18 protein-coding genes and 1 pseudogene are annotated in these 21,006 nt (G+C 65.5%); 13 read left to right on the forward strand and 6 right to left on the reverse strand.

What is annotated here, in order from left to right:
• Positions 1-59: 59 nt before the first annotated feature.
• The 3 genes from G473_RS0106330 (at position 60) to G473_RS30225 (ending at position 1,188) form a co-directional block, all read left to right on the forward strand.
• Complete coding sequence (locus G473_RS0106330; protein WP_425411558.1) at positions 60-452, forward strand: group III truncated hemoglobin; 393 nt, start codon at positions 60-62, stop codon at positions 450-452.
• A gap of 40 nt (positions 453-492) precedes the next feature.
• On the forward strand, positions 493-942 hold the full coding sequence (locus G473_RS0106335; RefSeq protein ID WP_154667279.1) for a hypothetical protein: 450 nt from the start codon (positions 493-495) through the stop codon (positions 940-942).
• An 87-nt stretch (positions 943-1,029) separates the two neighbouring features.
• Positions 1,030-1,188 carry a hypothetical protein gene (locus G473_RS30225; RefSeq protein WP_154667280.1) on the forward strand — a complete coding sequence of 53 codons (159 nt, stop codon included), beginning with the start codon at positions 1,030-1,032 and terminating at the stop codon, positions 1,186-1,188.
• A 34-nt stretch (positions 1,189-1,222) separates the two neighbouring features.
• Here the strand turns inward: G473_RS30225 and G473_RS0106345 are convergent, their stop codons facing one another.
• On the reverse strand, positions 1,223-1,897 hold the full coding sequence (locus tag G473_RS0106345; RefSeq protein WP_029012413.1) for a CoA pyrophosphatase: 675 nt from the start codon (positions 1,895-1,897) through the stop codon (positions 1,223-1,225).
• Positions 1,849-2,478, reverse strand: a complete 630-nt coding sequence (locus G473_RS0106350) for a DUF1285 domain-containing protein (RefSeq protein WP_084437663.1) — start codon at positions 2,476-2,478, stop codon at positions 1,849-1,851. The genes G473_RS0106345 and G473_RS0106350 overlap by 49 nt, the downstream gene beginning before the upstream one ends.
• A 172-nt stretch (positions 2,479-2,650) precedes the next feature.
• Between G473_RS0106350 and G473_RS0106355 the strand changes: the two genes are divergently transcribed.
• From G473_RS0106355 to G473_RS0106370, 4 genes are read left to right on the forward strand one after another with little or no spacing between them, the layout of a single operon-like run.
• A complete protein-coding gene (locus G473_RS0106355; protein ID WP_029012415.1) occupies positions 2,651-3,664 on the forward strand; it encodes an AAA family ATPase in 1,014 nt (337 codons plus the stop codon).
• An 8-nt stretch (positions 3,665-3,672) separates the two neighbouring features.
• On the forward strand, positions 3,673-4,563 hold the full coding sequence (locus tag G473_RS0106360) for a DUF58 domain-containing protein (RefSeq protein ID WP_029012416.1): 891 nt from the start codon (positions 3,673-3,675) through the stop codon (positions 4,561-4,563).
• A gap of 4 nt (positions 4,564-4,567) precedes the next feature.
• On the forward strand, positions 4,568-7,336 hold the full coding sequence (locus G473_RS0106365) for a DUF4159 domain-containing protein (RefSeq protein ID WP_029012417.1): 2,769 nt from the start codon (positions 4,568-4,570) through the stop codon (positions 7,334-7,336).
• A complete protein-coding gene (locus tag G473_RS0106370) occupies positions 7,333-9,426 on the forward strand; it encodes a membrane protein (RefSeq protein WP_029012418.1) in 2,094 nt (697 codons plus the stop codon). Before G473_RS0106365 ends, G473_RS0106370 begins: the two co-directional genes overlap by 4 nt.
• Positions 9,427-9,583: 157 nt before the next feature.
• Here the strand turns inward: G473_RS0106370 and G473_RS0106375 are convergent, their stop codons facing one another.
• Positions 9,584-10,387: a helix-turn-helix transcriptional regulator gene (locus tag G473_RS0106375; RefSeq protein WP_029012419.1), complete on the reverse strand. Its 804-nt coding sequence runs from the start codon at positions 10,385-10,387 to the stop codon at positions 9,584-9,586.
• Positions 10,388-10,480: 93 nt separating this feature from the next.
• Between G473_RS0106375 and G473_RS0106380 the strand changes: the two genes are divergently transcribed.
• From G473_RS0106380 to clpB, 3 genes are all read left to right on the forward strand, one after another.
• Positions 10,481-11,281 (forward strand): class I SAM-dependent methyltransferase, encoded by an 801-nt coding sequence (locus tag G473_RS0106380; protein ID WP_051329940.1) that lies wholly within the window; start codon positions 10,481-10,483, stop codon positions 11,279-11,281.
• A gap of 65 nt (positions 11,282-11,346) precedes the next feature.
• Complete coding sequence (locus tag G473_RS0106385; RefSeq protein WP_029012421.1) at positions 11,347-11,649, forward strand: hypothetical protein; 303 nt, start codon at positions 11,347-11,349, stop codon at positions 11,647-11,649.
• Positions 11,650-11,848: 199 nt separating this feature from the next.
• The gene (gene clpB / locus G473_RS0106390; protein WP_029012422.1) at positions 11,849-14,491 is read left to right on the forward strand and encodes an ATP-dependent chaperone ClpB; all 2,643 of its coding nucleotides are present in this window, start codon (positions 11,849-11,851) and stop codon (positions 14,489-14,491) included.
• 175 nt (positions 14,492-14,666) lie between these two features.
• On the opposite strand, the gene G473_RS0106395 is transcribed toward clpB, so the two are convergent.
• Both G473_RS0106395 and G473_RS0106400 read right to left on the reverse strand, forming a co-directional pair.
• Complete coding sequence (locus G473_RS0106395) at positions 14,667-15,464, reverse strand: bactofilin family protein (protein ID WP_035705476.1); 798 nt, start codon at positions 15,462-15,464, stop codon at positions 14,667-14,669.
• A gap of 87 nt (positions 15,465-15,551) precedes the next feature.
• The gene (locus tag G473_RS0106400) at positions 15,552-16,232 is read right to left on the reverse strand and encodes an EI24 domain-containing protein (protein ID WP_029012424.1); all 681 of its coding nucleotides are present in this window, start codon (positions 16,230-16,232) and stop codon (positions 15,552-15,554) included.
• 131 nt (positions 16,233-16,363) lie between these two features.
• On the opposite strand from G473_RS0106400, the gene G473_RS0106405 reads away from it, so the two are divergent.
• The 3 genes from G473_RS0106405 (at position 16,364) to G473_RS0106415 (ending at position 20,409) form a co-directional block, all read left to right on the forward strand.
• Positions 16,364-17,356, forward strand: a complete 993-nt coding sequence (locus G473_RS0106405; RefSeq protein ID WP_029012425.1) for an adenosine kinase — start codon at positions 16,364-16,366, stop codon at positions 17,354-17,356.
• A 147-nt stretch (positions 17,357-17,503) separates the two neighbouring features.
• Complete coding sequence (gene rlmN, locus G473_RS0106410) at positions 17,504-18,703, forward strand: dual-specificity RNA methyltransferase RlmN (protein ID WP_029012426.1); 1,200 nt, start codon at positions 17,504-17,506, stop codon at positions 18,701-18,703.
• A gap of 416 nt (positions 18,704-19,119) precedes the next feature.
• Positions 19,120-20,409, forward strand: coding sequence for a hypothetical protein (locus G473_RS0106415; protein WP_029012427.1), 1,290 nt, complete (start codon positions 19,120-19,122; stop codon positions 20,407-20,409).
• Between the two features lie 381 nt (positions 20,410-20,790).
• Here G473_RS0106415 and G473_RS0106420 read toward each other — a convergent pair.
• Positions 20,791-20,991 (reverse strand): annotated as a pseudogene (locus G473_RS0106420) (transposase); the annotation flags it as partial.
• Positions 20,992-21,006 lie beyond the last annotated feature (15 nt).

Raw genomic sequence — 21,006 nt, forward strand, 5'->3', positions numbered from 1 at the left:
GGCGGGTGTCAAAACCTCCCCGCTGCTATCATGCGCCCGTCCTTAATCCGCAAAGCCCCGTGCGTCCCATGAATGCCTATGACCGTATCGACGATGAAAGCATCGCCGCCCTGATCGTCGCCTTTTATGGCGAAGCGCGGCGCGACCCCGTGCTGGGCCCCGTTTTCTCCCGCATGGTGGGAGAAGGGGAGGCGGAATGGGCCATCCATCTGCGCAAGGTGCATGATTTCTGGTCGTCCGTCATGCTGGCCACCGCGCGCTATGATGGCAGGCCGATGCAGACCCATGCCATGATCGACGGGTTGAAACCCGCGCATTTCGCCCGCTGGCTGATCCTGTTCGGGATGGAAGCGGAACGGCTGTTCGTGCCGGAGATCGCGGCGGCCTTCAAAGCCAAGGCCGATAAAATGGCCCAGGCGCTGCAGAACGGAATTGCCCTTGCGCGCGGCTGAAGACAGGGCCATCTCTATCGCCTGCCTATTTTGATTTGACGTGCCCCCCGACCCGATGCCACCCGCCCCCACCCTTGCACAGTTGATTGCCGGCCCGATGGGCCGGTGGCTGCGCCATGGGTCGGACAGGGTGAAGGCGGCCTTGCTGCTGGTCGCCCTGGCCCTGGTGGGGGCGGCTGCCCTGCCGGTGCCGACGGGCACGGAGAGCGACCGCCAGACCGGCAGCAATGCCAGCAGTATCGGGCGTGTCCCTTCCGGCGTCGCCAGCCTGTCCCTGGCCCCGGTCGTGACCGCCGATGAAGGGGCGCGACCGGACAGCAGCCATGGCGGGGACGGGCATCCGGCCCGCATCGCCCTTGCCGTCGACCCGGTGGTCCCGCCGCTGCCGCCACGGGTACTTGTCCTGGCCGGCTGGGAGATGCCGCCCCCTGCACGACCTGTGCATCAGGGACCCCGCCAGCCCACCGGACCGCCGTTCCATTTTTCCTGACCTGATCCAACCTTGAACGATCATGCGCGCCCCTGAAGGGCTGCGCCTGCGCGCTTCCTGCGCGCATACTGGAAAATGGAACGCGAAATGAAAAAGTCTCTGGTGATCTACGGCCTCGCCTTTGCCGCCGCCCTGGGCGTGATGAGCGTCAGCCGCCAATGGGGTGGCTTCATGCTGCTGACAACCTGCATCGGCTGGTTCCTGCACAGCGTCTTCGCCAGCACAGGCGACCAGCCGCGCATGTGAGGACGGGTGGGATGGCGGGGGCCATGCCCCCCCGCTAGTCCCGCAGGCCGTCCAGCAGGTCGCAGAGATTGATCAACATCCCCGCCGTGGCGCCCCAGATATAGCGCTCGCCATAGGGGAAGGCCCAGAAATGGCGCATCGCGCCTTTGAATTCCCGCGTCTCCCGCCGGCGGCTGGCCGGGTCCAGGATGAAGGAGAGCGGCACCTCGAAGATCTCGGCCACCTCATGCGGGTCGGGATTGAGGATGAAGGGCGGGCGTACAAAGCCCACCACCGGCACGACGCGGAAGCCGGTGCGGGTGATATACGTATCCATGTGGCCCAGCAGCTCAATCCGGTGGCGGGGCAGGCCGATCTCCTCCTCCGTCTCCCGCAGGGCGGTGTCGTGGGGGTCTTTATCCTCCGGCTCCACCCGCCCGCCGGGAAAGCTGATCTGGCCGGCATGGGCGGCCAGATGCGCCGTGCGCTGGGTCAGCAGCACGGTAAAGCCATCCGGCCTATCGACCAGCGGCACCAGAACGGCGGCGTCGCGCAGTTCCGCCGGCAGCGAAAAACCGGGATTGCCATCCTGATCACCCCGCACATTGGTCATACGGCTGGGCGGGGTCCGGCGACGCATGAACAGTTCGCGGATCGCGTTCTCCGTCGGAATATCCGCGCTCACGCCGGGGGTAGCAGGCCCAGCGGAAAGTACATTCCCTTGCTCCATAGCCCGATCTCTGTTCCCCGGTCGGTTACCGTCGGCTCCGCCCGGTCCACCAGTTCATAAAACACCGCCCGGTTGATCCGGGCCTCAAGCGGTGCATCGGCACCGCCACGGACCAGGATATAGGGGTTGGGCGCCCCTGTCTCGGGGTCCGTCCTCACCCGGATGGGGTGGTCGGGTCCGGCGGTGACCATCTCATCCAGATTGGTGCGGAAAGTCAGGGTCTGATCCGGCCCTTCCCCTTCCATCTCCACCGCCACGGCGGTGAAGGGTGCATCCTCCACAATGATACGCCCGCGCTCGGCCGGGGTGATCAGCCAGAAATCGCCTGCGGCATCCCGCCTCAGCACCGTGGCGAACAGCCTGACCATCGCTGGCCGGCCAATGGGGCTGCCGTGATAATACCAGGTGCCGTCGCGGGCGATGCGGATATCATAGGCTTCATCCGCCGCCGTGGGCACCCGCGACGGATCGTGCGGCGGCCGGGCACCGGCCAGGGCACGGGTGGCGGCGTCAGCGGCGGCACCATCGGTTTCAGCCGCACTGGCGGCGGGTGCCGCGTCATTCTGCTTGCTTTCCGTCATGGTGGAACAGACCATCCCCTGTCCAAAATGCCAGGGCCTGTCGGCATTTGTTGATAGGTGCCCTATTGATAACATAGTCGCGGTGTCTTGGTTCTGGTACCCGTTGGCCCTACATGCAGCATAGGCGCTTGGGCCCGACCCGCTGCCGCACCGCATCTCCCAAGGATTGACGATGGTGAATGCCCTGGATCTCAGCCGTTCGACCGATACGCAGGCCCTGATCCGCGAGGTGGAGGCGCTGGGCGCCAAGCTGGCAACCGCGCGCGACGCCATTGGCCGGGTCATCTATGGCCAGCATGAGGCGATTGACCTGTCGCTGGTCACCCTGCTGGCCGGCGGCCATCTGCTGCTGATCGGCGTGCCCGGCCTGGCCAAGACCCGGCTGGTGGAAACGCTGGGCACGGTGATGGGGCTGGATGACCGCCGCATCCAATGCACGCCCGACCTGATGCCCGCCGACATTCTGGGCTCGGAAGTGCTGGAAGAAGGGGAGGATGGCCGCCGCGCCTTCCGCTTCATCCCCGGTCCCGTCTTCTCCCAGCTTCTGATGGCGGATGAGATCAACCGCGCCAGCCCGCGCACCCAGTCAGCGCTGTTGCAGGCGATGCAGGAAGGCCGGGTATCGGTCGCCGGCCATTACCACCCGCTGCCCCGCCCCTTCCATGTGCTGGCAACCCAGAATCCGCTGGAACAGGAAGGCACATATCCGCTGCCTGAAGCGCAGTTGGACCGGTTCTTGATTCAGGTGGATATGGATTATCCCGACCGGGATGCCGAACGGCGGATGATGATCGCCACCACCGGGGCCGATGCCGCCACCGCCCTTGCCGTGCTGACGCCGGTGGAACTGATGGCAGCCCAGGCGCTGGTGCGCCGCATCCCCGTGGGTGACAGCGTGGTGGATGGTATCCTGGATCTGGTGCGCAATGCCCGTCCGGGGGAATCGCCGCTGCCCGCCGTGCGCCAGCATGTCGCCTGGGGGCCGGGGCCGCGCGCCAGCCAGTCGCTGATGCTGGCCGCCCGCGCCCGTGCCCTGCTGGAAGGGCGGCTGACGCCGTCGCTGGATGATGTGCTGGCCTTGGCCAAGCCGGTGCTGCGCCACCGTATGGCGCTGAATTTCTCGGCCCGTGCCGATGGCGTCACGCTGGACGATATTATCGACCAGCTTTGCATCCCCTTGCGCTGAAGGCTGGCATGGACCGTATCCAGGCTGCCCTTCACGCGCAGCATCGGGCCGAGGATCTGGCGCTCCGCCTGCCGCCGCTTTTGGTGGCGGCGGAACGGGTGGCCGCCAGCGTTGCCCAGGGCGTGCATGGCCGCCGCCGTGTCGGCACGGGGGAGGCGTTCTGGCAGTTTCGCCGCTATCAGCCCGGTGATGGCAACAACCGGATCGACTGGCGGCAATCGGCCAAGACCGCCCATGTCTTTGTGCGGGAAAATGAATGGGAAGCCGCGCAGACCGTCTGGGTCTGGCGCGATGACAGCCCATCCATGAACTGGCATTCCGCCCGCGCCCTTCCCACCAAGCGGCAGCGGGCCGACCTGCTGGCTTTGGCGCTTTCGGTCCTGCTGGTGCGGGGCGGGGAACGGGTGGCCCTGGCCGGTGCGCCGGTGCCGGCATCGGCGGCCCGGTCGATCATGCCCCGGCTGGCCCTGTGGCTGACGGGGCAGGAGGGGGAGCATGGCGGCAGCGGCCTGCCACCGCCGGAACCCTTGCCCCGCCATGCCCAGGCCGTGGTGATCGGTGACTTGCTGGCCCCGCTGGATGAAATCCACGCCGCGCTGAAACATCTGACCGGGCGCGGCGTGCGTGGCCATCTGGTGCAGGTGCTGGACCCGGCGGAAGAGAATTTGCCCTTCGACGGGCGGGTGGAATTTCGCGGGCTGGAAGGGGAAGGCAAATTGCTGGTGCCCAGGGTCGAGTCGGTGCGTGCCGCCTATCGCGAACGGCTGGCCGCCCAGCGCGAGGGGCTGGCCAATCTGGCCCGCGCCGCCGGCTGGACGCTGACCTTGCACCGGACGGACAAGCCGCCGCAGACGGCGCTGCTGTCGCTCTGGTCCTCGCTGTCGCAGGCTTTGGGATAGGCCGATGCTGAGTTTCGGATCACTGGCCTTCGCCGCCCCTTGGCTGCTGCCCCTGCTGGGGGTGCTGCCAGTGCTGTATTGGCTGCTGCGGGTTACCCCGCCCAATCCGCGTGCCATCACCTTTCCGGCGCTGCGCCTGTTGCGCGACCTGACCCAGCGGGAGGAAACACCCGCCCGCACCCCGCCCTGGCTGCTGATCCTGCGCCTTGTCCTGGCCGGTCTGGTGATCCTGGCCCTGGCTCGACCCTTGCTGAACCCCGCCGCCAGCCTGCCCGGCGGCGGCCCGGTGCTGCTGGTGGTGGATGATGGCTGGGCGGCAGGGCGCGACTGGCTGGCCCGCCAGCGGGCAATGCAGGATCTGGTGGAACAGGCCGATCGCCAGGGCCGCCCCGTGGCCATGCTGACCACCGCACCCGCCGCCAATGGCGATGCCCCGCATGTGCGCGGGCCGATGCCGGCGGGCACAATGCTGCCGCTGTTGCAGGCCATGCGCCCCAGCCCCTGGCCCACCGACCGGGCCGCCGCGACCAGGGCGCTGGCGGAATTCCGGCCCGAAGGCACGCCCTATATCGCTTATCTGACCGATGGCACGGCAGCGGCGGGGGAGGATGCGGCCACCACGGGCCTGCTGACGGCCCTGCGCCGCGCCGGCCCGCTGGAACTGGTCAGCGACGGGGCTGAACGCCCGGCGCTGCTGATCCGCGCGCCGCAGGTGGACAATGGCAGCTTCACCGTGCCGGTGGAACGCTCCCATGCCGACCTGCCGCAGCCGGCCCTGCTGCGGGCGCTGGGGGATGATGGCAGGCTGCTGGGCAGTGCCGATATCCGGTTCGAGGCGGGACAATCCCGTCTGAACGTGGCACTGGATCTGCCGGTGGAACTGCGCAACGAGGTCTCCAGCCTGCGCCTGGAAGGTCAGGACACGGCGGGTGCCGTACTGCTGATGGATGAACGCTGGCGTCGCCGGCCCGTGGGGCTGGTATCGGGCAATGCGGCGGGTGAGCAGACGCTGCTGTCGGACCTTTATTATCTGGACCGGGCTTTGTCGCCCTTTGCCGAGGTGCGGCGCGGATCGGTGACGGAATTGCTGGAACGGCAACTGGCCGTGCTGATCCTGGCCGATGTCGGCACCTTGTCGGAGACGGAAACCGCCCGGCTGGAAAGCTGGATCGACCAGGGCGGCGTGCTGCTGCGCTTTGCCGGCCCCCGTCTGGCACAGCATGCCGATGGTCTGGTGCCTGTCTTCCTGCGTGCGGGCGACCGGGCGCTGGGCGGGGCGCTTTCGTGGGAGGAGCCGGCCCGGCTGGCCCCATTCCCGGAAAACAGCCCCTATGCCGGGCTGACGGTGCCGCCCGATGTGACGGTGAAGCGGCAGGTGCTGGCCGAACCCTCCGTCGATCTGGCCGATCGCACCTGGGCCCGGCTGGGCGATGGCACGCCGCTGGTCACGGCGGAACGGCGCGGGCGTGGTGCCCTGGTGCTGGTCCACACCACGGCGGGGCCGGACTGGTCCAACCTGGCCTTGTCCGGCCTGTATGTGGAGATGCTGCGCCGGACCGTGGCCCTGTCCGCCGGGGTCAGCGGGGGGGAGGATACCGGCACCCTGCCGCCGCAGCAGGTGCTGGATGGCCAGGGCAGGCTGGTGCCGCCGCCGGCCACCGCCTTCCCCGTCGCCGCCAAATCCCTGTCTGCCGCCCCTGCCGGCGGCCTGCCGGGGCCGGCCCATCCGCCGGGCTTCTATGGCACGGCGGAGGCGCGGCGTGTGTTGAACCTGTCGCCCGCCGTGGCCACCCTGGCCCCCATCGACCCGCTGGCGGCGGGCCTGCCCCACCGGTCCTATGCCGGGGGCGGAGAGATTGATTTGAAGCCGGCTTTGCTGACCATCGCCCTGATCCTGGCCCTGATCGACCTGCTGGTGGCGCTGCGCCTGCGCGGGCTGCTGCCGCTGCCCGCATTGCCCCGCCGGCGCCCGTCGGCGCTGGGTGCCCTGCTGCTGCTGGCCGGGCTGGCGCTGGCCCCGCCGCCATCGGCCCAGGCCCAGCCGGTCACTGTGCCGACCAACCCGGATGAGCGGGCGGTGATGGCCACCACCAGCAACTGGCTGGCCTATGTCAGCACGGGTGACACGCTGGTGGATAATAATAGCCGCAGCGGCCTGCAGGGGCTGGCCCGCGCCCTGGATGACCGCACGGCGATTGAGGTGGCGGGTGCCATGCCGGTGGACCTGGAACAGGATGAACTGGCCTTTTTCACCCTGATCTATTGGCCCCTGACACCGGGGCAACAGCCTTTATCGGACCGGGCGCGGGAACGGTTGAATGAATATATGCGCCAGGGCGGCATGCTGCTGGTGGATACGCGCATGCCCGGCGGCGGGGCCACCGGCCCCGGCGGGCCGGAGCTGGAGACCATGCTGGCAGGCCTGGATATCCCGCCTTTGGCCCCGGTGGGGCCGGACCATGTGCTGACCCGCGCCTTCTATCTGCTGAATGATTTTCCTGGCCGCTATAATGGCGGGGAGGTCTGGGCAGAAGCGCAGGAAGACCAGATGAATGACGGTGTATCCAGCATCATCATCGGGTCCAGCGACTGGGCCGGGGCCTGGGCGGTGGATGAGAATGGCCGGCCGCTGAATGCCGTGGTGCCGGGGCCGGAACGCCAGCGTGAAATGGCCCTGCGCACCGGGATCAATATCGTGATGTATGCCATGACGGGCAATTACAAGGCCGATCAGGTCCATGTGCCGGCCATCCTGGAAAGGCTGGGACAATGAACGGTGCCGGCATTGCCCTTTCCCCCCTGATCCCGCTGGTCTGGCTGCTGCCGCTGGCCGGCATCGCCCTGGCGCTGGCCGCCTATGGGCTGTGGCGGCGCGCGCGCGGCGGCTGGCTGCGCTTTGCCGCGCTGGCCGTGCTGGTGCTGGCCCTGCTGAACCCGTCCTGGGTGGAGGAAAAGCGGGAGCCGATCAAGGATGTGGCCGTGATCGTTCTGGACCAGTCGCCCAGCCAGCAGATCGGCGAGCGCAAGGCGCGGGGGGAAAAAGCCCTGGCCGACCTGCAGGCCCGGCTGGAACGGGAACAGGATCTGGATGTGCGCGTGGTGCGCAGCCAGTCCGCCGAAGGGCCGGAAGGGGCCGCGGTGGATGAAACCCGGCTGATGGAGGCAATGACCCAGGCGGTGGCCGATGTGCCCCGCCGCCGCATCGCTGGCGCCATCCTGATCACGGACGGGCAGGTGCATGATGTCACCACCGCCCTGCCCGGTCTTGCCGGCTTCGGCCCCGTCCACACGCTGCTGACGGGGGAGCAGGACGAGGGTGACCGCCGGCTGTCCATCGTCCAGGCCCCCAGCTTTGGCATTGTCGGCAAGGAGATCAGCGTTTCCATCCGGGTGGATGACCTGCCCGGCACGGGCCCCGCCGGCCCCGCCATGGTGCGGTTGCGCCAGGATGGGCGGGAGGCCACCGCCTTCGCCGTGCCGGTGGGGGAAGAGGTGCCGCTCAGCTTTCCCATCGGTCATGGCGGGCTGAATGTGTTTGAACTGTCGGTGGAATCAGGACCGCAGGAACTGACCCTGGCCAATAACAAGGCCGCCATCGTCGTCAATGGCGTGCGCGACCGGCTGCGTGTGCTGCTGGTATCGGGCGAACCCCATGCCGGGGAGCGCACCTGGCGCAACCTGCTGAAGGCCGACCCGTCGGTCGATCTGGTGCATTTCACCATCCTGCGCCCGCCGGAGAAGAATGACGGCACGCCGATCCGGGAATTGTCGCTGATCGCCTTCCCGATCCGGGAATTGTTCGAGATGAAGCTGTCGGAATTCGACCTGATCATCTTCGACCGCTACAAGAAGCGCGGCGTCATCAACAATATGTATCTGGCGAATATCGCCGATTATGTGGAAAAGGGCGGCGCCTTCCTGGAAGCCAGCGGCCCGACCTTCGCCACGCCTTTGTCACTGTACCGTTCCCCCCTGGGGCTGGTCCTGCCGGGGGAACCGACGGGCGAAGTGACGGAAAAGCCCTTCACGCCCAGCGTGACCGAGTTGGGCAAGCGCCATCCGGTGACGGCAGGCCTGACCGATGCCGCTGATGGGGTGGGGCAATGGGGCCGCTGGTTCCGGCAGGTGGATGTGGTGGCCGACCGGGGCAGCACGGTAATGGCCGGTGCCGATGGCAAGCCGCTGCTGATCCTGGACCGGGTGGGCGAGGGGCGCGTGGCGCAACTGGCATCCGACCATATCTGGCTCTGGTCGCGCGGTTATGAGGGCGGCGGCCCGCAGGCGGAACTGCTGCGCCGGCTGGCCCACTGGCTGATGAAGGAGCCGGAGCTGGAGGAAAATGACCTCCGCACCGCTGTCGATGGCAACCGCATCACCATCACCCGCCGCTCGCTGGAGCCGGATACCAGCCCGGTGCGCGTCACCTCCCCTTCGGATGTGGAACGGGAACTGGCGATGCAGGATGGCGGCGACGGACAGGCCAGCGCCTCCCTGACCGCGACGGAACCGGGCATCTGGCGCGTGACCGATGGCACCCGCACGGCGCTGGCCGTAGTCGGCACCATCAACCCGCCGGAACTGGCCGATGTCCGCACCACGGACGAAAAACTGGCCCCCGCCGCCAAGCAGACCGGCGGCGGCATCTTCTGGCTGGCAGCATCGGGCGGGACGGGGGATATCCCCAGCATCCGCCGCACCCAGCCTGACCGCGACCAGCATGGGCGCGACTGGCTGGGCCTGCGCGCCAATGGCGACCATATCGTCACCGGCGTCAATCAGGTGCCGCTGGTACCGGCCTTGGTGGTGCTGATGCTGGCCTTGGGCCTGATCTTCGCGGCTTGGTATCGGGAAGGGCGGGGATAGAGTCTGCCAGGTTTAGGCTGGGTCGGGATGGTTCTCACTCACGTCACCCCGGCGCAGGCCGGGGTCCAGTTTCGTAGAGCAAAGTGCTTGTGACCCTGGACCCCGGCCTGCGCCGGGGTGACGGTGTTGGTTGGTCCAACCTAACCCTGATAACCCCTCAAACCGGGTGCAGTACCACCAGCCGGTGACCGGGCTGGGTTTCCAGGGCGAAGGTCAGTTGCTGGAAGCGCAGCAGGCCCTGTGTGGGGTGGTTGAAGGCGCGTTCGCCGCCTTCCCGGCCCTGCACGGCGGCCTGCTTCCAGCCCGTGGCGAAATCCCGGCTACCGGCTTGCAAAGCGGCCAGCAGGTCGGCCAGTTCGGCATCTGCCAGATGCAGGCTGTAATCGGCGCGCAATTCCGCCAGCACCCGCTGGCACCGCTGCTGCCAATCCACCACCAGCATGCGCGCCGCCGGGTCCAGGAATAAAAAGCGCAGCATATTGGGCGGCGGGTCAGCCGGGCGGTCCAGCCAGCCGGTGAACAGCCCTTCCGCCGCGCCGTTCCAGGCCAGCATGCGATAGCGATGGTCCATGGCATAGGCGGGTGCCGTGATGGCCGCCACGGTGCGGCGCAGCAGGGCGATGCGTTCCGCCGCCGGATCGGGGGCGGCAGCCCCGGCATCGGGATCATGCCGCCCGGCAAGCTGGAACAGATAGGCCCGCTCCGCCCGCGACAAGGACAGGGCCGTCGCCAGCCGCGCCAGCGCATGGGGGGAGACGGCAATCTCACGCCCCTGCTCCATCCAGGTGTACCAGGTGGCGCTGATGCCGGACAGCATCGCCACCTCCTCCCGCCGCAGGCCGCGCGTGCGGCGGCGGCTCCCCAGCGGCAGGCCCAGTTGCACCGGGTCCAGCCGCTGGCGGCGGTCGCGCAGGAAATCGCCCAGCAGGCGGCGTTGCATATCGGGAGGTGACTGGCTCATGTCAGGTTTTATACCAGGATAAACGCCAATCTTGTACCCGGATAAAACAGGTCTACCCTGCCGGATATCCACCCAAGCAGAAGGTTCCAGGCAATGTCCAACAGCACCCCCGCAGAAGCAACCAGCCCGGATGAGGGGCAGCATACGCTCGTGGCCCGGCGTTTCGGTGCCCGTGCCGATGCCTATGTCAGCAGTGCCGTGCATGCCGCCGGCCCCGATCTGGTGGCATTGGCGGACCTGTTGCGCGCCACCCCGCCGGAAAGCCTGCTGGACCTGGGCTGCGGCGGCGGGCATGTCAGCTTCACCGCCGCCCCGCTGGCTGGCAGCGTCACCGCCTATGATCTGTCGCCCGACATGCTGGCGGTGGTGGCGCGCACGGCCAGGGAGCGGGATTTTGCCAACATCACGACGCAGCAGGGCCCGGCGGAGGCCCTGCCCTTCCCCGATGCCAGTTTCGACCATGTCGTCACCCGCTACAGCGCCCATCACTGGCGCGATGTGCCGCTGGCCCTGGCGGAGATGCGCCGGGTGTTGAAGCCGGGCGGGCGGGCTGTGGTGATGGATGTTTTCGCGCCGTCCCATCCCCTGCTGGACAGCCATTTGCAGACGCTGGAAATGCTGCGCGACCCCAGCCATGTCCGCAATTACGATCTAGCGGAATGGCAATCCATGCTGGAAGAAGCCGGCTTCCGCCCCCAGGCGCCGCATTGCTGGCGGCTGCGGCTGGAGTTTCAAAGCTGGGTGGACCGGATCGGCACGCCCGATCTGCATCGCCCGGCCCTTCTCTCGCTCCAGGCCAAGGCGGCGGCAGAGGTGAAGGCCCATTTCGCCGTGGAACCGGATGGTACCTTCACCCTGGATACGATGCTGATAGCGGCGGAAATCCAGGATTGACCGGAGAGCAAAAGGCCGGTTTGGGCTTGACTCCCCGGCCTGATGGGGGGCGGAATATCTCTATCATGATCATCCCGCCCGCCCAGCCGCCCATGGTGGCGAACACGGTGACGCCGACCACGCCGCAGCAGAATGCGGCGCTGGCTTCGGCCAGTGCCGCTGCGCAGAAGGTGGCGCAGCCCACCCAGACGCAGACGAAACGGGCCCCGGGGGCGGTAGCCCGGGCCGATGCCGGGCGGGGCGGCACCGATGCCGGCTTTGTCGGCCACGCTTTTGACAATGAAGCCGCCGCCGTGCAGGCCCAGACCAATGGCCCCCACGGCACACCGGACCGCCAGCGCGGCGGCAAACTGGATCTCAGCGTCTGACCGGCTGCCACCGGCTCTGATCAACGATCCTCAACAGCTTGCTAAAGTTCCTTCTTCCCGTCCCTATACCCCTCTTGCGGGAAACCGGGTGCTTGCCCACATTGGAATTGATCCCTCCCGGATCGCACATTGACGTGGATCATCGCATCTGTCGGGCCCAGCGGGGACGATAGGGCAGCAATGGGGAGCTTTGTTCACCATGGACTTCAAGAATTACACCGAACGCGCCCAGGGCTTTGTCCAGGCGGCGCAGAACATGGCCCTGCGCGACGGCCATCAGCAACTGACACCCGAACATCTGCTGAAGGTGTTGCTGGACGATAATGAAGGTCTGGCCGCCAACCTGATCCGCAGCGCCGGCGGCGACCCCGCCAAGGCGCTGACGGCGGTGGATGGCGAGTTGAAGAAGCGGCCCAAGGTGGAAGGGGCCGGTGCCGGGCAGGTCTATCTGACCCGTGAACTGGCGCGCGTGTTTGAGACCGCCAATGACGTGGCCAAGAAGGCTGGCGACAGTTTCGTCACCGCTGAACGCATGCTGCTGGCCCTGGCGCTGACCACGGGCACGCCGTCCGCCACCATCCTGGCCGATGCCGGCGCCCCGCCGCAGAAGCTGAACGAGGCGATCAACGCGCTGCGCAAGGGCCGCACGGCGGATAGTGCGTCTGCCGAACAGGGCTATGACGCGCTGAAGAAATATGCCCGCGACCTGACCCAGGCCGCCCGTGACGGCAAGCTGGACCCGGTGATCGGTCGGGATGAGGAAATCCGCCGCACCATCCAGGTGCTGGCCCGCCGCACCAAGAATAACCCCGTGCTGATCGGTGAGCCCGGCGTGGGCAAGACCGCCATTGTCGAAGGGCTGGCGCTCCGCATCGTCAATGGCGATGTGCCGGAAGGCTTGAAGTCCAAGCAGTTGCTGTCGCTCGACCTGGGCAGCCTGGTGGCGGGCGCCAAATTCCGCGGTGAGTTCGAGGAGCGGCTGAAGGCGGTGCTGTCGGAAATCCAGGCGGCTGCGGGGGAAATCATCGTCTTCATTGACGAGTTGCATACCCTGGTCGGCGCAGGTAAGGCCGATGGCGCGATGGATGCCTCCAACATGCTGAAGCCCGCCCTGGCGCGGGGTGAGTTGCATTGCGTCGGTGCCACCACGCTGGATGAATACCGCAAATATATCGAGAAGGATGCGGCGTTGGCCCGCCGCTTCCAGCCCGTTTTCGTGCCGGAACCGACGGTGGAGGACACGATCTCCATCCTGCGCGGGCTGAAGGAAAAGTATGAGCTTCACCATGGCGTGCGCATCACCGACAGCGCCATCGTGTCGGCTGCCACGCTGTCCAACCGCTATATCACCGACCGGTTCCTGCCCGACAAGGCTATCGACCTGATCGATGAGGCGGCCTCGCGCCTGCGCATGATCGTGGACAGCAAGCCGGAAGCGATCGATGAACTGGACCGCCGCATCATCCAGTTGAAGATCGAGCGCGAGGCGTTGAAACGCGAAACCGATCAGGCTTCCAAGGACCGGCTGGAAAAGCTGGAGGTGGAACTGGCCGATCTGGAGCAGCGCTCCGGTGAGTTGACGGCGCAGTGGCAGGCGGAGAAGGAAACGCTCACCTCCGCCCAGAAGCTGAAGGAGGATCTGGACCGCGCGCGGGCTGAGTTGGAACAGGCGCAGCGCGCCGGCGACTGGGCCAAGGCCGGGCAGATCACCTATGGCGTCATCCCGGAACTGGAAAAGAAACTGGCCACCGCGCAGGAGGCCAGCCAGCACCGGATGCTGAATGAGGCCGTGCGCGACCAGGATATTGCCGCCGTTGTCAGCCGCTGGACCGGCATCCCCGTTGACAAGATGCTGACGGGGGAACGGGAAAAGCTGTTGAAGATGGAGGAAAAGCTGCGCAGCCGCGTCATCGGGCAGGAAGAGGCGGTGGTGGCCGTTTCCAACGCTGTCCGCCGCGCCCGCGCCGGCCTTCAGGACCCCAACCGTCCCATTGGCAGCTTCCTCTTCCTCGGCCCCACCGGCGTGGGCAAGACGGAACTGACCAAGGCTCTGGCTGAATTCCTGTTCGATGACGAGACGGCGATGGTCCGGCTCGACATGTCCGAATATATGGAAAAACACGCCGTTTCCCGCATGATCGGTGCCCCGCCGGGCTATGTCGGTTATGATGAAGGCGGGGCGTTGACGGAGGCGGTGCGCCGCCGGCCCTATCAGGTGGTTTTGTTCGATGAGGTGGAGAAGGCCCACCCGGATGTGTTCAACGTGCTGCTCCAGGTGCTGGATGATGGCCGCCTGACCGACGGCCAGGGCCGCACCGTGGATTTCCGCAACACGCTGATCATCATGACCTCCAACTTGGGCTCGGAGTTCCTGGCCAACCTGCCCGATGGGGAGGATAGCAACCAGGCCCGTGCCCAGGTGATGGAGGTGGTGCGCGCCTCCTTCCGGCCGGAATTCCTGAACCGGCTGGATGAGGTGCTGATGTTCCACCGCCTGTCGCGGCACAACATGACCGGCATCGTGGATATCCAACTGGCGCGACTGAAAAAGATGCTGGCCGACCGCGATATCGCGCTGGACCTGACGCCGGCTGCCCTGCAATGGCTGGCCGACAAGGGCTATGATCCCGTCTATGGCGCGCGCCCCTTGAAACGGGTGATCCAGCGGGAATTGCAGAACCCGCTGGCGACCAAGCTGCTGGAAGGCGTGATCGGCGATGGTGGCACGGTCGCCGTGGATGCGGTGGCCGATGGGCTGACGCTGAACGGGGAGGCGGTGCATGGCGCCGTGCCCCCGCCATCGGAGTCGGCCTGGGGCCAGGACCGGCCCGTCCTGCACTGATCGCAATTCCCCCCCCTGGATCGGGCCTGATCCAGGGGGGCGTTCCCACATGCGTCAGGCGGATGGGCGCCAGCATCATATCCGCCAAGGGGCGAACCCTCCGCGGATGGCTATGATCCCAATAAAAAACCCGGCCGGATCGCTCCGGCCGGGTTTTTCATGAAACGGCGGTGGCTTATTCGCCGATGCCGCTATCCGACAGGTCGGCCACCGGGGTGGGGGCCGGCGCGGGGGCGAAAGTGACGGCGGGCTTGGCCAGACCGCCGGTCAGCACTTCGATGGAGCCGGAAAGCTGGCCGCCATTTTCCACTTCCAGCGTGCCATAGCGCACATTGCCCTGGATCTTGCCGGTGGCGCGCACCTTCAGGGTGCCGCGGACGGTGATGTCGCCTTCAAACCGGCCACCAATATCGGCATCGTCTATTTCGACCGAGCCCTTGAACAGGCCGGTATCGGCGATCTCGATGGTGCGGCCATCGCGCAGCTTGGCTTCCACCGTGCCTTCGACCACCAGCACGTCGCAGGCGGCGATCTCACCGGACAGGCTGATGTCGCGGCCGACGATCAGCTTGCGCATTTCCGCGCTGCTGGCGGCCGGCGTGGTGCCTTCGGTGCCGGTCGGGGCCACGCGCTTGGGCGGGGTGCCGGGGATTTCCACGACGCGGCGGGGAATGTCCGACTTCAGCGGGTTGGACGGGGAGATACCGGTAGAAGGATTGGTCGAAAAAGGCGTGTTCATCGTCGTCCTCGTGCTGGTGTCGGAACCCCGGTCGGCGATCGCCGACCCGATGGTGGTGTCGGCCGGGGCCGACGATAGGGCGGTATCAGCAATGTTCGGCGCAGACGCCGGCTCCGACGGGCGGAAACCAAAGCCGTTTTCCGTCTGGCCGCCACCCTGGACCGCGGCCGGTTCCTGCTGTGGCGGTTCGGGTGGCTTGGCGGGCAGGGTAGGCGGTCTCTGGCGTCGGAACATGGTGATATCGTCCCCAATCTCGCAATCGCAAAAAGGCAGTATCGCCTTCGTGGCCGGACACCCCGATTGGTAGCACATCCAGGCCCGTCACGCAGCCGCCTCGGGCGGCAGGTCGCGGCGAATATCCTCGAAAATGTGCACCATGAAGGCGGCAGCCAGCACCGGCACGACAAGATTCACGATTGGGAGGGTCGAAATAAAGGCGATAATGATGCCGGCCGCAAAAAGTCTCACCTTGGCCTGCGCGCGCAGGTAACGAACCCCCGCCGCATTCAGCCGCCGCACGGCCACCAGTTCATAATATTCCCGGCCGATCAGATAGCCATTGACCAGGAAATAGACGATCAGATTGACCACGGGCACGAAATAAAGCGGCAGGGCGGCAAGGTTGAGAACCAGCACCAGCCCCAGGAAACGCAGACTTTCCAGGATGGAGCGCCAGAGCGGGATTTCATGCGCCGGCCCCAGATGGGGATAATGGCGCCGTTCCACCGCCACCACGATGCTTTCCAGCATCAAGGAGGAGACGGCGACCATGACGGCGGGAAACATCAGCCAGGACAGGGCCAGGGCGGCAACGCCACCCAGCAGGCTGACCGATGTATCCAGCCACCCCGTCTCGAACAAGGTCGTATTGGCCAGCACCCAGCCGAAGCCGCCCAGCAGCAGGGCGAACAGGGTGATGCTGGACAGGATGGCGGTGATGAGAACGCGGGTGAAGGTGGGGTCCGGCAATTGCCCCACGGCGCGCATCAGCGGTCGAATCATCGGGCAACGGGTTCCTGCTCTGTCACCACCCATGCGTGGTGCATCTGCATATGGGGATGCACATGCACTTGCCGCAAGACGGCCATCCACTATACTCCGCGCCAATTCCCCTTACAAACTGGAGACCATTCGTGGCGGCTGAGGCTTTACTGGATGTTGTAGGTATCGGTAATGCGATCGTGGACGTGATCGCCAAGGCCGATGAAGACTTCTTGACCGCCAACGGCATGGTGAAAAGCGGGATGCGGCTGATCGATGCCGCCCAGTCGGAAGAGTTGTACGGCAAGATGGGGCCGGGCCTGGAAATGTCCGGCGGATCGGCCGGCAATACCATGGCCGGCATCGCCGGGCTGGGGGGCAAGGGCGCGTTCATCGGCAAGGTCGCCCATGACCAGTTGGGCAAGGTCTATCGCCATGACATCCGCGCCGTGGGTGTGCAGTTCGACACGCCAGACCTGACCGATGGCACGCCCACCGGCACCTGCCTGATCCTGGTGACGCCGGATGCGCACCGGACCATGAATACGTTCCTGGGTGCCTGCCAGCTTCTGACCCCTGACGATATCGACCCCGCCCTGATCCAGTCGGCCCAGGTCACCTATCTGGAAGGCTATCTGTGGGATCCGCCGGAAGCCAAGGCGGCCTTCCTGAAGGCGGCCAAGCTGGCGCATGAGGCTGGTCGCAAGGTGGCCCTGTCTTTGTCGGACGCTTTCTGTGTCCATCGCCACCATGACAGCTTCCTGGAACTGGTGCGCGACCATATCGACATCCTGTTCGCCAATGAGAGCGAGATCACGGCCCTTTACGGCGGCGATTTCGACAGTGCGGCTGCTGCCGCGCAAAAGGATGTGGAAACCGTGGTGCTGACCCGCAGTGAGCAGGGTGCCCATGTCTATACCGGCGGTCAGGCCTATCATGTGTCGGCAGAGAAAGTGTCGGCGGTGGTGGATACGACCGGTGCGGGCGACCTGTTCGCCGCCGGCTTCCTCTATGGCTACACCAATGGCCGCAGCCCGGCGGATAGCGCCCGGCTGGGCGCCATCTGCGCTGGCGAGATCATCAGCCATTTCGGCGCCCGCGCCGAGGCCGATCTGGCAGCACTGGTGAAGTCCAAGGGCCTTTAAGTATCAGGTGCAGCCCCTGCCGGCCACCGGCAGGGGCATTTACCGAGGACCCAAGTGGGACCTGGTCTCACGCCCCGCAAGGGATGCAAGGCACCCTGACCGGCTGCGCCTTTGACAGAAGGGCGTTTCTGCCCCATTTAACCGGCCATGGGCATCGAAAATCATAGCGACAAGTTCGCCGCCGCTCCCCGCGCGGACGGGCTGACCAATCTTGTTGGGCTTTCCCGCGAAGAGCTGGAGGCGACGCTGGTCGCTGCCGGTTTCGAGAAGTTCCGCGCGCGGCAGGTCTGGCACTGGATCTATCATCGCGGCGTCACCGACTTTGCGCAGATGTCGACGCTGGCCAAGCCCGCCCGCGAGAAGCTGGCCGAAGGCTTTGTGGTGGACCGCCCGACGGCCGTGAAGGCCCTGCTGTCGGAGGATGGCACCCGCAAATGGCTCTGCCGTTTCCATGACGGGCAGGAGGTGGAGGCCGTCCACATCCCGGAGGAGGATCGCGGCACGCTCTGCGTTTCCTCCCAGGTCGGCTGCACGCTGACCTGCCGCTTCTGCCATACCGGCACCCAGCGCCTGGTGCGCAATCTGACAGCGGATGAAATTGTTGGCCAGGTGATGCTGGCGCGTGACCATCTGGAAGAATGGCCCAGCCCGCCGGACGGGCGCATGCTGTCCAACATCGTCATGATGGGGATGGGGGAGCCGCTTTATAATTACGACAATGTCGCCAAGGCGCTGAAGATCATCATGGATGGGGAAGGTATCTCCATTTCCAAGCGCCGGATCACGCTTTCCACCTCGGGCGTTGTGCCGCTGATGAAGCGCTGTGGCGAGGAACTGGGCGTCAATCTCGCCGTGTCACTGCATGCGGTGAATGATGATCTGCGCGACCGCATCGTGCCCATCAATCGCAAATATCCCATCAAGGAATTGATGGAGGCGGTGCGGACATATCCGGGCCTGAACAATGCCCGGCGCTGCACCTGGGAATATGTGATGCTGAAAGGCGTCAATGACAGCATGGCGGATGCCCGCGAGCTGGTGCGCCTGATCCGCGGCATCCCGTCCAAGATCAACCTGATCCCCTTCAATCCCTGGCCCGGTTCGCCGTTTGAGCGCAGCGATTGGGATCAGATCGAGAAGTTCAGCGATTATCTGAACGAGGCCGGCTATGCCAGCCCGATCCGTCGCCCGAGAGGCGACGATATCCTGGCCGCCTGCGGTCAGTTGAAGAGCGAAAGCCAGCGGGCGACGGCATCCCAACGTTCTGCCCAGTTGGAACAGCATAAAATTCTGGCGGCGGAATATGCCGCGCAGATTGCCGCCAAGGAGGCGGCGCTGGCGCTCTGATAGCCTTTCCTTCCCGCCCCTTCCTGGTTTTCCATCCCCTTCCACCCTTCTTCTGATCTCATTGCAGAAGCATGAAGGGTGGTGGGGGTGGTGCGCCATGCCGGCCTGTCTGCCAATCCAGACCCCGCCCCAGCCCCCGCCCAAAGTCGGGGTTTCCTGCTGGCTGGAAGGGGATAACACTTTCCTTAATCAAAAATTCACACCCGCCCCTGTAGGGCGCTAGTAATCGCATATTCATGTCTGTGCGATTGCTTTGATTTGTGAACTATCCAAAAGAACTGTTGCTGCTTCGCCACATGGGCAACAGAAGCTAGTAAGCAAATGACAGGCGGCCTTGGCAGTATTTCACAATAATGTCATCTTAATGTAAGAAATGAATTGCCCCATTTGAGGGCAATCACCGGGAGGAAAGCGCAATGAAGTTGAGGTCGCGTGCGGCATGCACCCTCTTGGCGGGTGTGGCCTTCTGTTCGCTCGCCTTTTCGTCCCCTGCGGCTGCGCAGCAGACGGCTGAGGTGGAGGCGTTGCGCAATCAGGTCAAGGAACTGATGGCGCGGATTGAGCGTCTGGAAAAGGCTCCGCCGCCGGCTGTGGCTTCCGGTGCGGCGGCTGGTGCGCCGGCCCGAACGGATGTGCCGCTGGTGGCGGCTGATGCCTTCAAGGCTCCCCAGATCGTGCAAAGCGGGAACAGCAAATACAAGCTGACCCTGACCGGCTGGGTCAACCGCATGGTTGTCTATGCCGATGATGGCGTGGCTGACGACTTCATGTTCACCGACAATAATGGCGCCTCAAGCCGCTTCCGCCTGTTTGGTGCGGCCAAGCTGGATGATGAATGGAGCGCTGGGACGGACATCGAGCTGGAGGCGATTTCCGCCAATAGCCGATCCAGCGGTCTGAACACCGATAGCGGTGCTTTCAGCTTCAATGAACGCAAGATCGAATTTTATATTGAAAGCAAGCGCCTGGGTCGCCTGACCGTGGGCCAGGGCGATACCGCTTCCAACATCACCTCTGAAATCGATCTGTCGGGCACGGCCAATCTGGGCGGCTATTCCGACATTGGCGCCACCTTCGGCGGTATCGCCATGCGCAACAAGGCCACCGGGGCTGCCGGCGGCACCATCAATGCCCTGTTCAGCAATCTGGACGGCCTCCATCGCGAGGATCGCGTCCGGTACGACACACCGACCTTCGGGGGCGGCTTCGTCGCCTCCACCAGCGTCACCGAAGGCGGCGCCACCGATGCCGTCCTGCGCTATAACGGCAAGATCGGAACCGCCACCGTGGCCGGTGCCATCGCCTATGCCAATTCCGACAGCCGGGATCTGGCCGGCTTCGACTTCAACGATCAGGTTAACGGCTCCGTCTCCGTCCGGTTGGAAAATGGCTTCAACGCCACCTTTGCTGCCGGCACGCGCGACCAGAAGGCCGGTTTTGATACCCAGTTCTATTATGGGAAGCTGGGATATCTGACCAAGCTTAACAGCCTGGGTACTACTGCCTTCTCCATCGACTACTTCACCCAGGACGATTTCGGCGTCCGCACCGCCAAGGGCGATGCATATGGCGCCTACGTGGTACAGGTGATCGACGCCCTGTCGACCGACCTGTATGCCGGCGTGCGCAATCACGAGTACAGCACCAGCACGACGGATTATCACGACGCGATCGCCTTCATGACCGGTGCCCGCGTCCGCTTCTGATCCTCTCTGCTTTCGTCTCCGTTGGGTGTGGCCGGCGTTTTGCGACAGTCGGCTGCGCTCTTCACTCGATACCCTGTTTAGCATTCTCTGCGATTAGACTGCCTTTCCATGGCCCGTGTTATGGACACGCTCTGGGTCCGGCTGATCAGCCGGACCCTTTTTTCTTGGTGCTGCCTAGAGCAGATCGCGGAAAAGCGGAATCGCTTTGGAGCGTGAATCTGCTCGCTGAACAAGGGCTTAGAGCCGGGTGCGGAAGAATCCGTGAATGGCCTCCTTTCCCCGTTGATCAGCTTTGTTTTGCGGCGCTGATGCGGGGTTACGGGCCGCGTTTGTGGCCATTTTTGCCATTTTCCGCTGATCTGGGACGGAGTCCGGGTGTTATCAGGCAGCCTGTATGAGCTTTGACATCCTGATGAGGTTGTAGGCGGCGGCGTTCGGGGTAAAGGTCCAGTCGACGCGGTCTGTGCCCTTGTGACGGGTTTTGCGCAGGCCCGTAGCAGCCTTGATCCAGCCGAACACCTCCTCAATCCGCTTGCGAATGCGCAAGGACACGGCATAGCCGGGGTGGCGGGTGATGCGGCCCCTGGGTTTCAGACC

The organism is Niveispirillum irakense DSM 11586, assembly GCF_000429645.1.
GTDB classification, from domain to species: Bacteria; Pseudomonadota; Alphaproteobacteria; order Azospirillales; family Azospirillaceae; genus Niveispirillum; species Niveispirillum irakense.

Excerpts from the sequence above, each read along its gene's own strand:
- G473_RS30225 (WP_154667280.1), top strand. The coding sequence starts at position 1,030 with ATGAAAAAGTCTCTGGTGATCTACGGCCTCGCCTTTGCCGCCGCCCTG.
- G473_RS0106345 (WP_029012413.1), bottom strand. The coding sequence starts at position 1,897 with ATGGAGCAAGGGAATGTACTTTCCGCTGGGCCTGCTACCCCCGGCGTG.
- G473_RS0106350 (WP_084437663.1), bottom strand. The coding sequence starts at position 2,478 with ATGACGGAAAGCAAGCAGAATGACGCGGCACCCGCCGCCAGTGCGGCT.
- G473_RS0106355 (WP_029012415.1), top strand. The coding sequence starts at position 2,651 with ATGGTGAATGCCCTGGATCTCAGCCGTTCGACCGATACGCAGGCCCTG.
- G473_RS0106360 (WP_029012416.1), top strand. The coding sequence starts at position 3,673 with ATGGACCGTATCCAGGCTGCCCTTCACGCGCAGCATCGGGCCGAGGAT.
- G473_RS0106365 (WP_029012417.1), top strand. The coding sequence starts at position 4,568 with ATGCTGAGTTTCGGATCACTGGCCTTCGCCGCCCCTTGGCTGCTGCCC.
- G473_RS0106370 (WP_029012418.1), top strand. The coding sequence starts at position 7,333 with ATGAACGGTGCCGGCATTGCCCTTTCCCCCCTGATCCCGCTGGTCTGG.
- G473_RS0106375 (WP_029012419.1), bottom strand. The coding sequence starts at position 10,387 with ATGAGCCAGTCACCTCCCGATATGCAACGCCGCCTGCTGGGCGATTTC.
- G473_RS0106380 (WP_051329940.1), top strand. The coding sequence starts at position 10,481 with ATGTCCAACAGCACCCCCGCAGAAGCAACCAGCCCGGATGAGGGGCAG.
- G473_RS0106385 (WP_029012421.1), top strand. The coding sequence starts at position 11,347 with ATGATCATCCCGCCCGCCCAGCCGCCCATGGTGGCGAACACGGTGACG.
- clpB (WP_029012422.1), top strand. The coding sequence starts at position 11,849 with ATGGACTTCAAGAATTACACCGAACGCGCCCAGGGCTTTGTCCAGGCG.
- G473_RS0106395 (WP_035705476.1), bottom strand. The coding sequence starts at position 15,464 with ATGTTCCGACGCCAGAGACCGCCTACCCTGCCCGCCAAGCCACCCGAA.
- G473_RS0106400 (WP_029012424.1), bottom strand. The coding sequence starts at position 16,232 with ATGATTCGACCGCTGATGCGCGCCGTGGGGCAATTGCCGGACCCCACC.
- rlmN (WP_029012426.1), top strand. The coding sequence starts at position 17,504 with ATGGGCATCGAAAATCATAGCGACAAGTTCGCCGCCGCTCCCCGCGCG.
- G473_RS0106415 (WP_029012427.1), top strand. The coding sequence starts at position 19,120 with ATGAAGTTGAGGTCGCGTGCGGCATGCACCCTCTTGGCGGGTGTGGCC.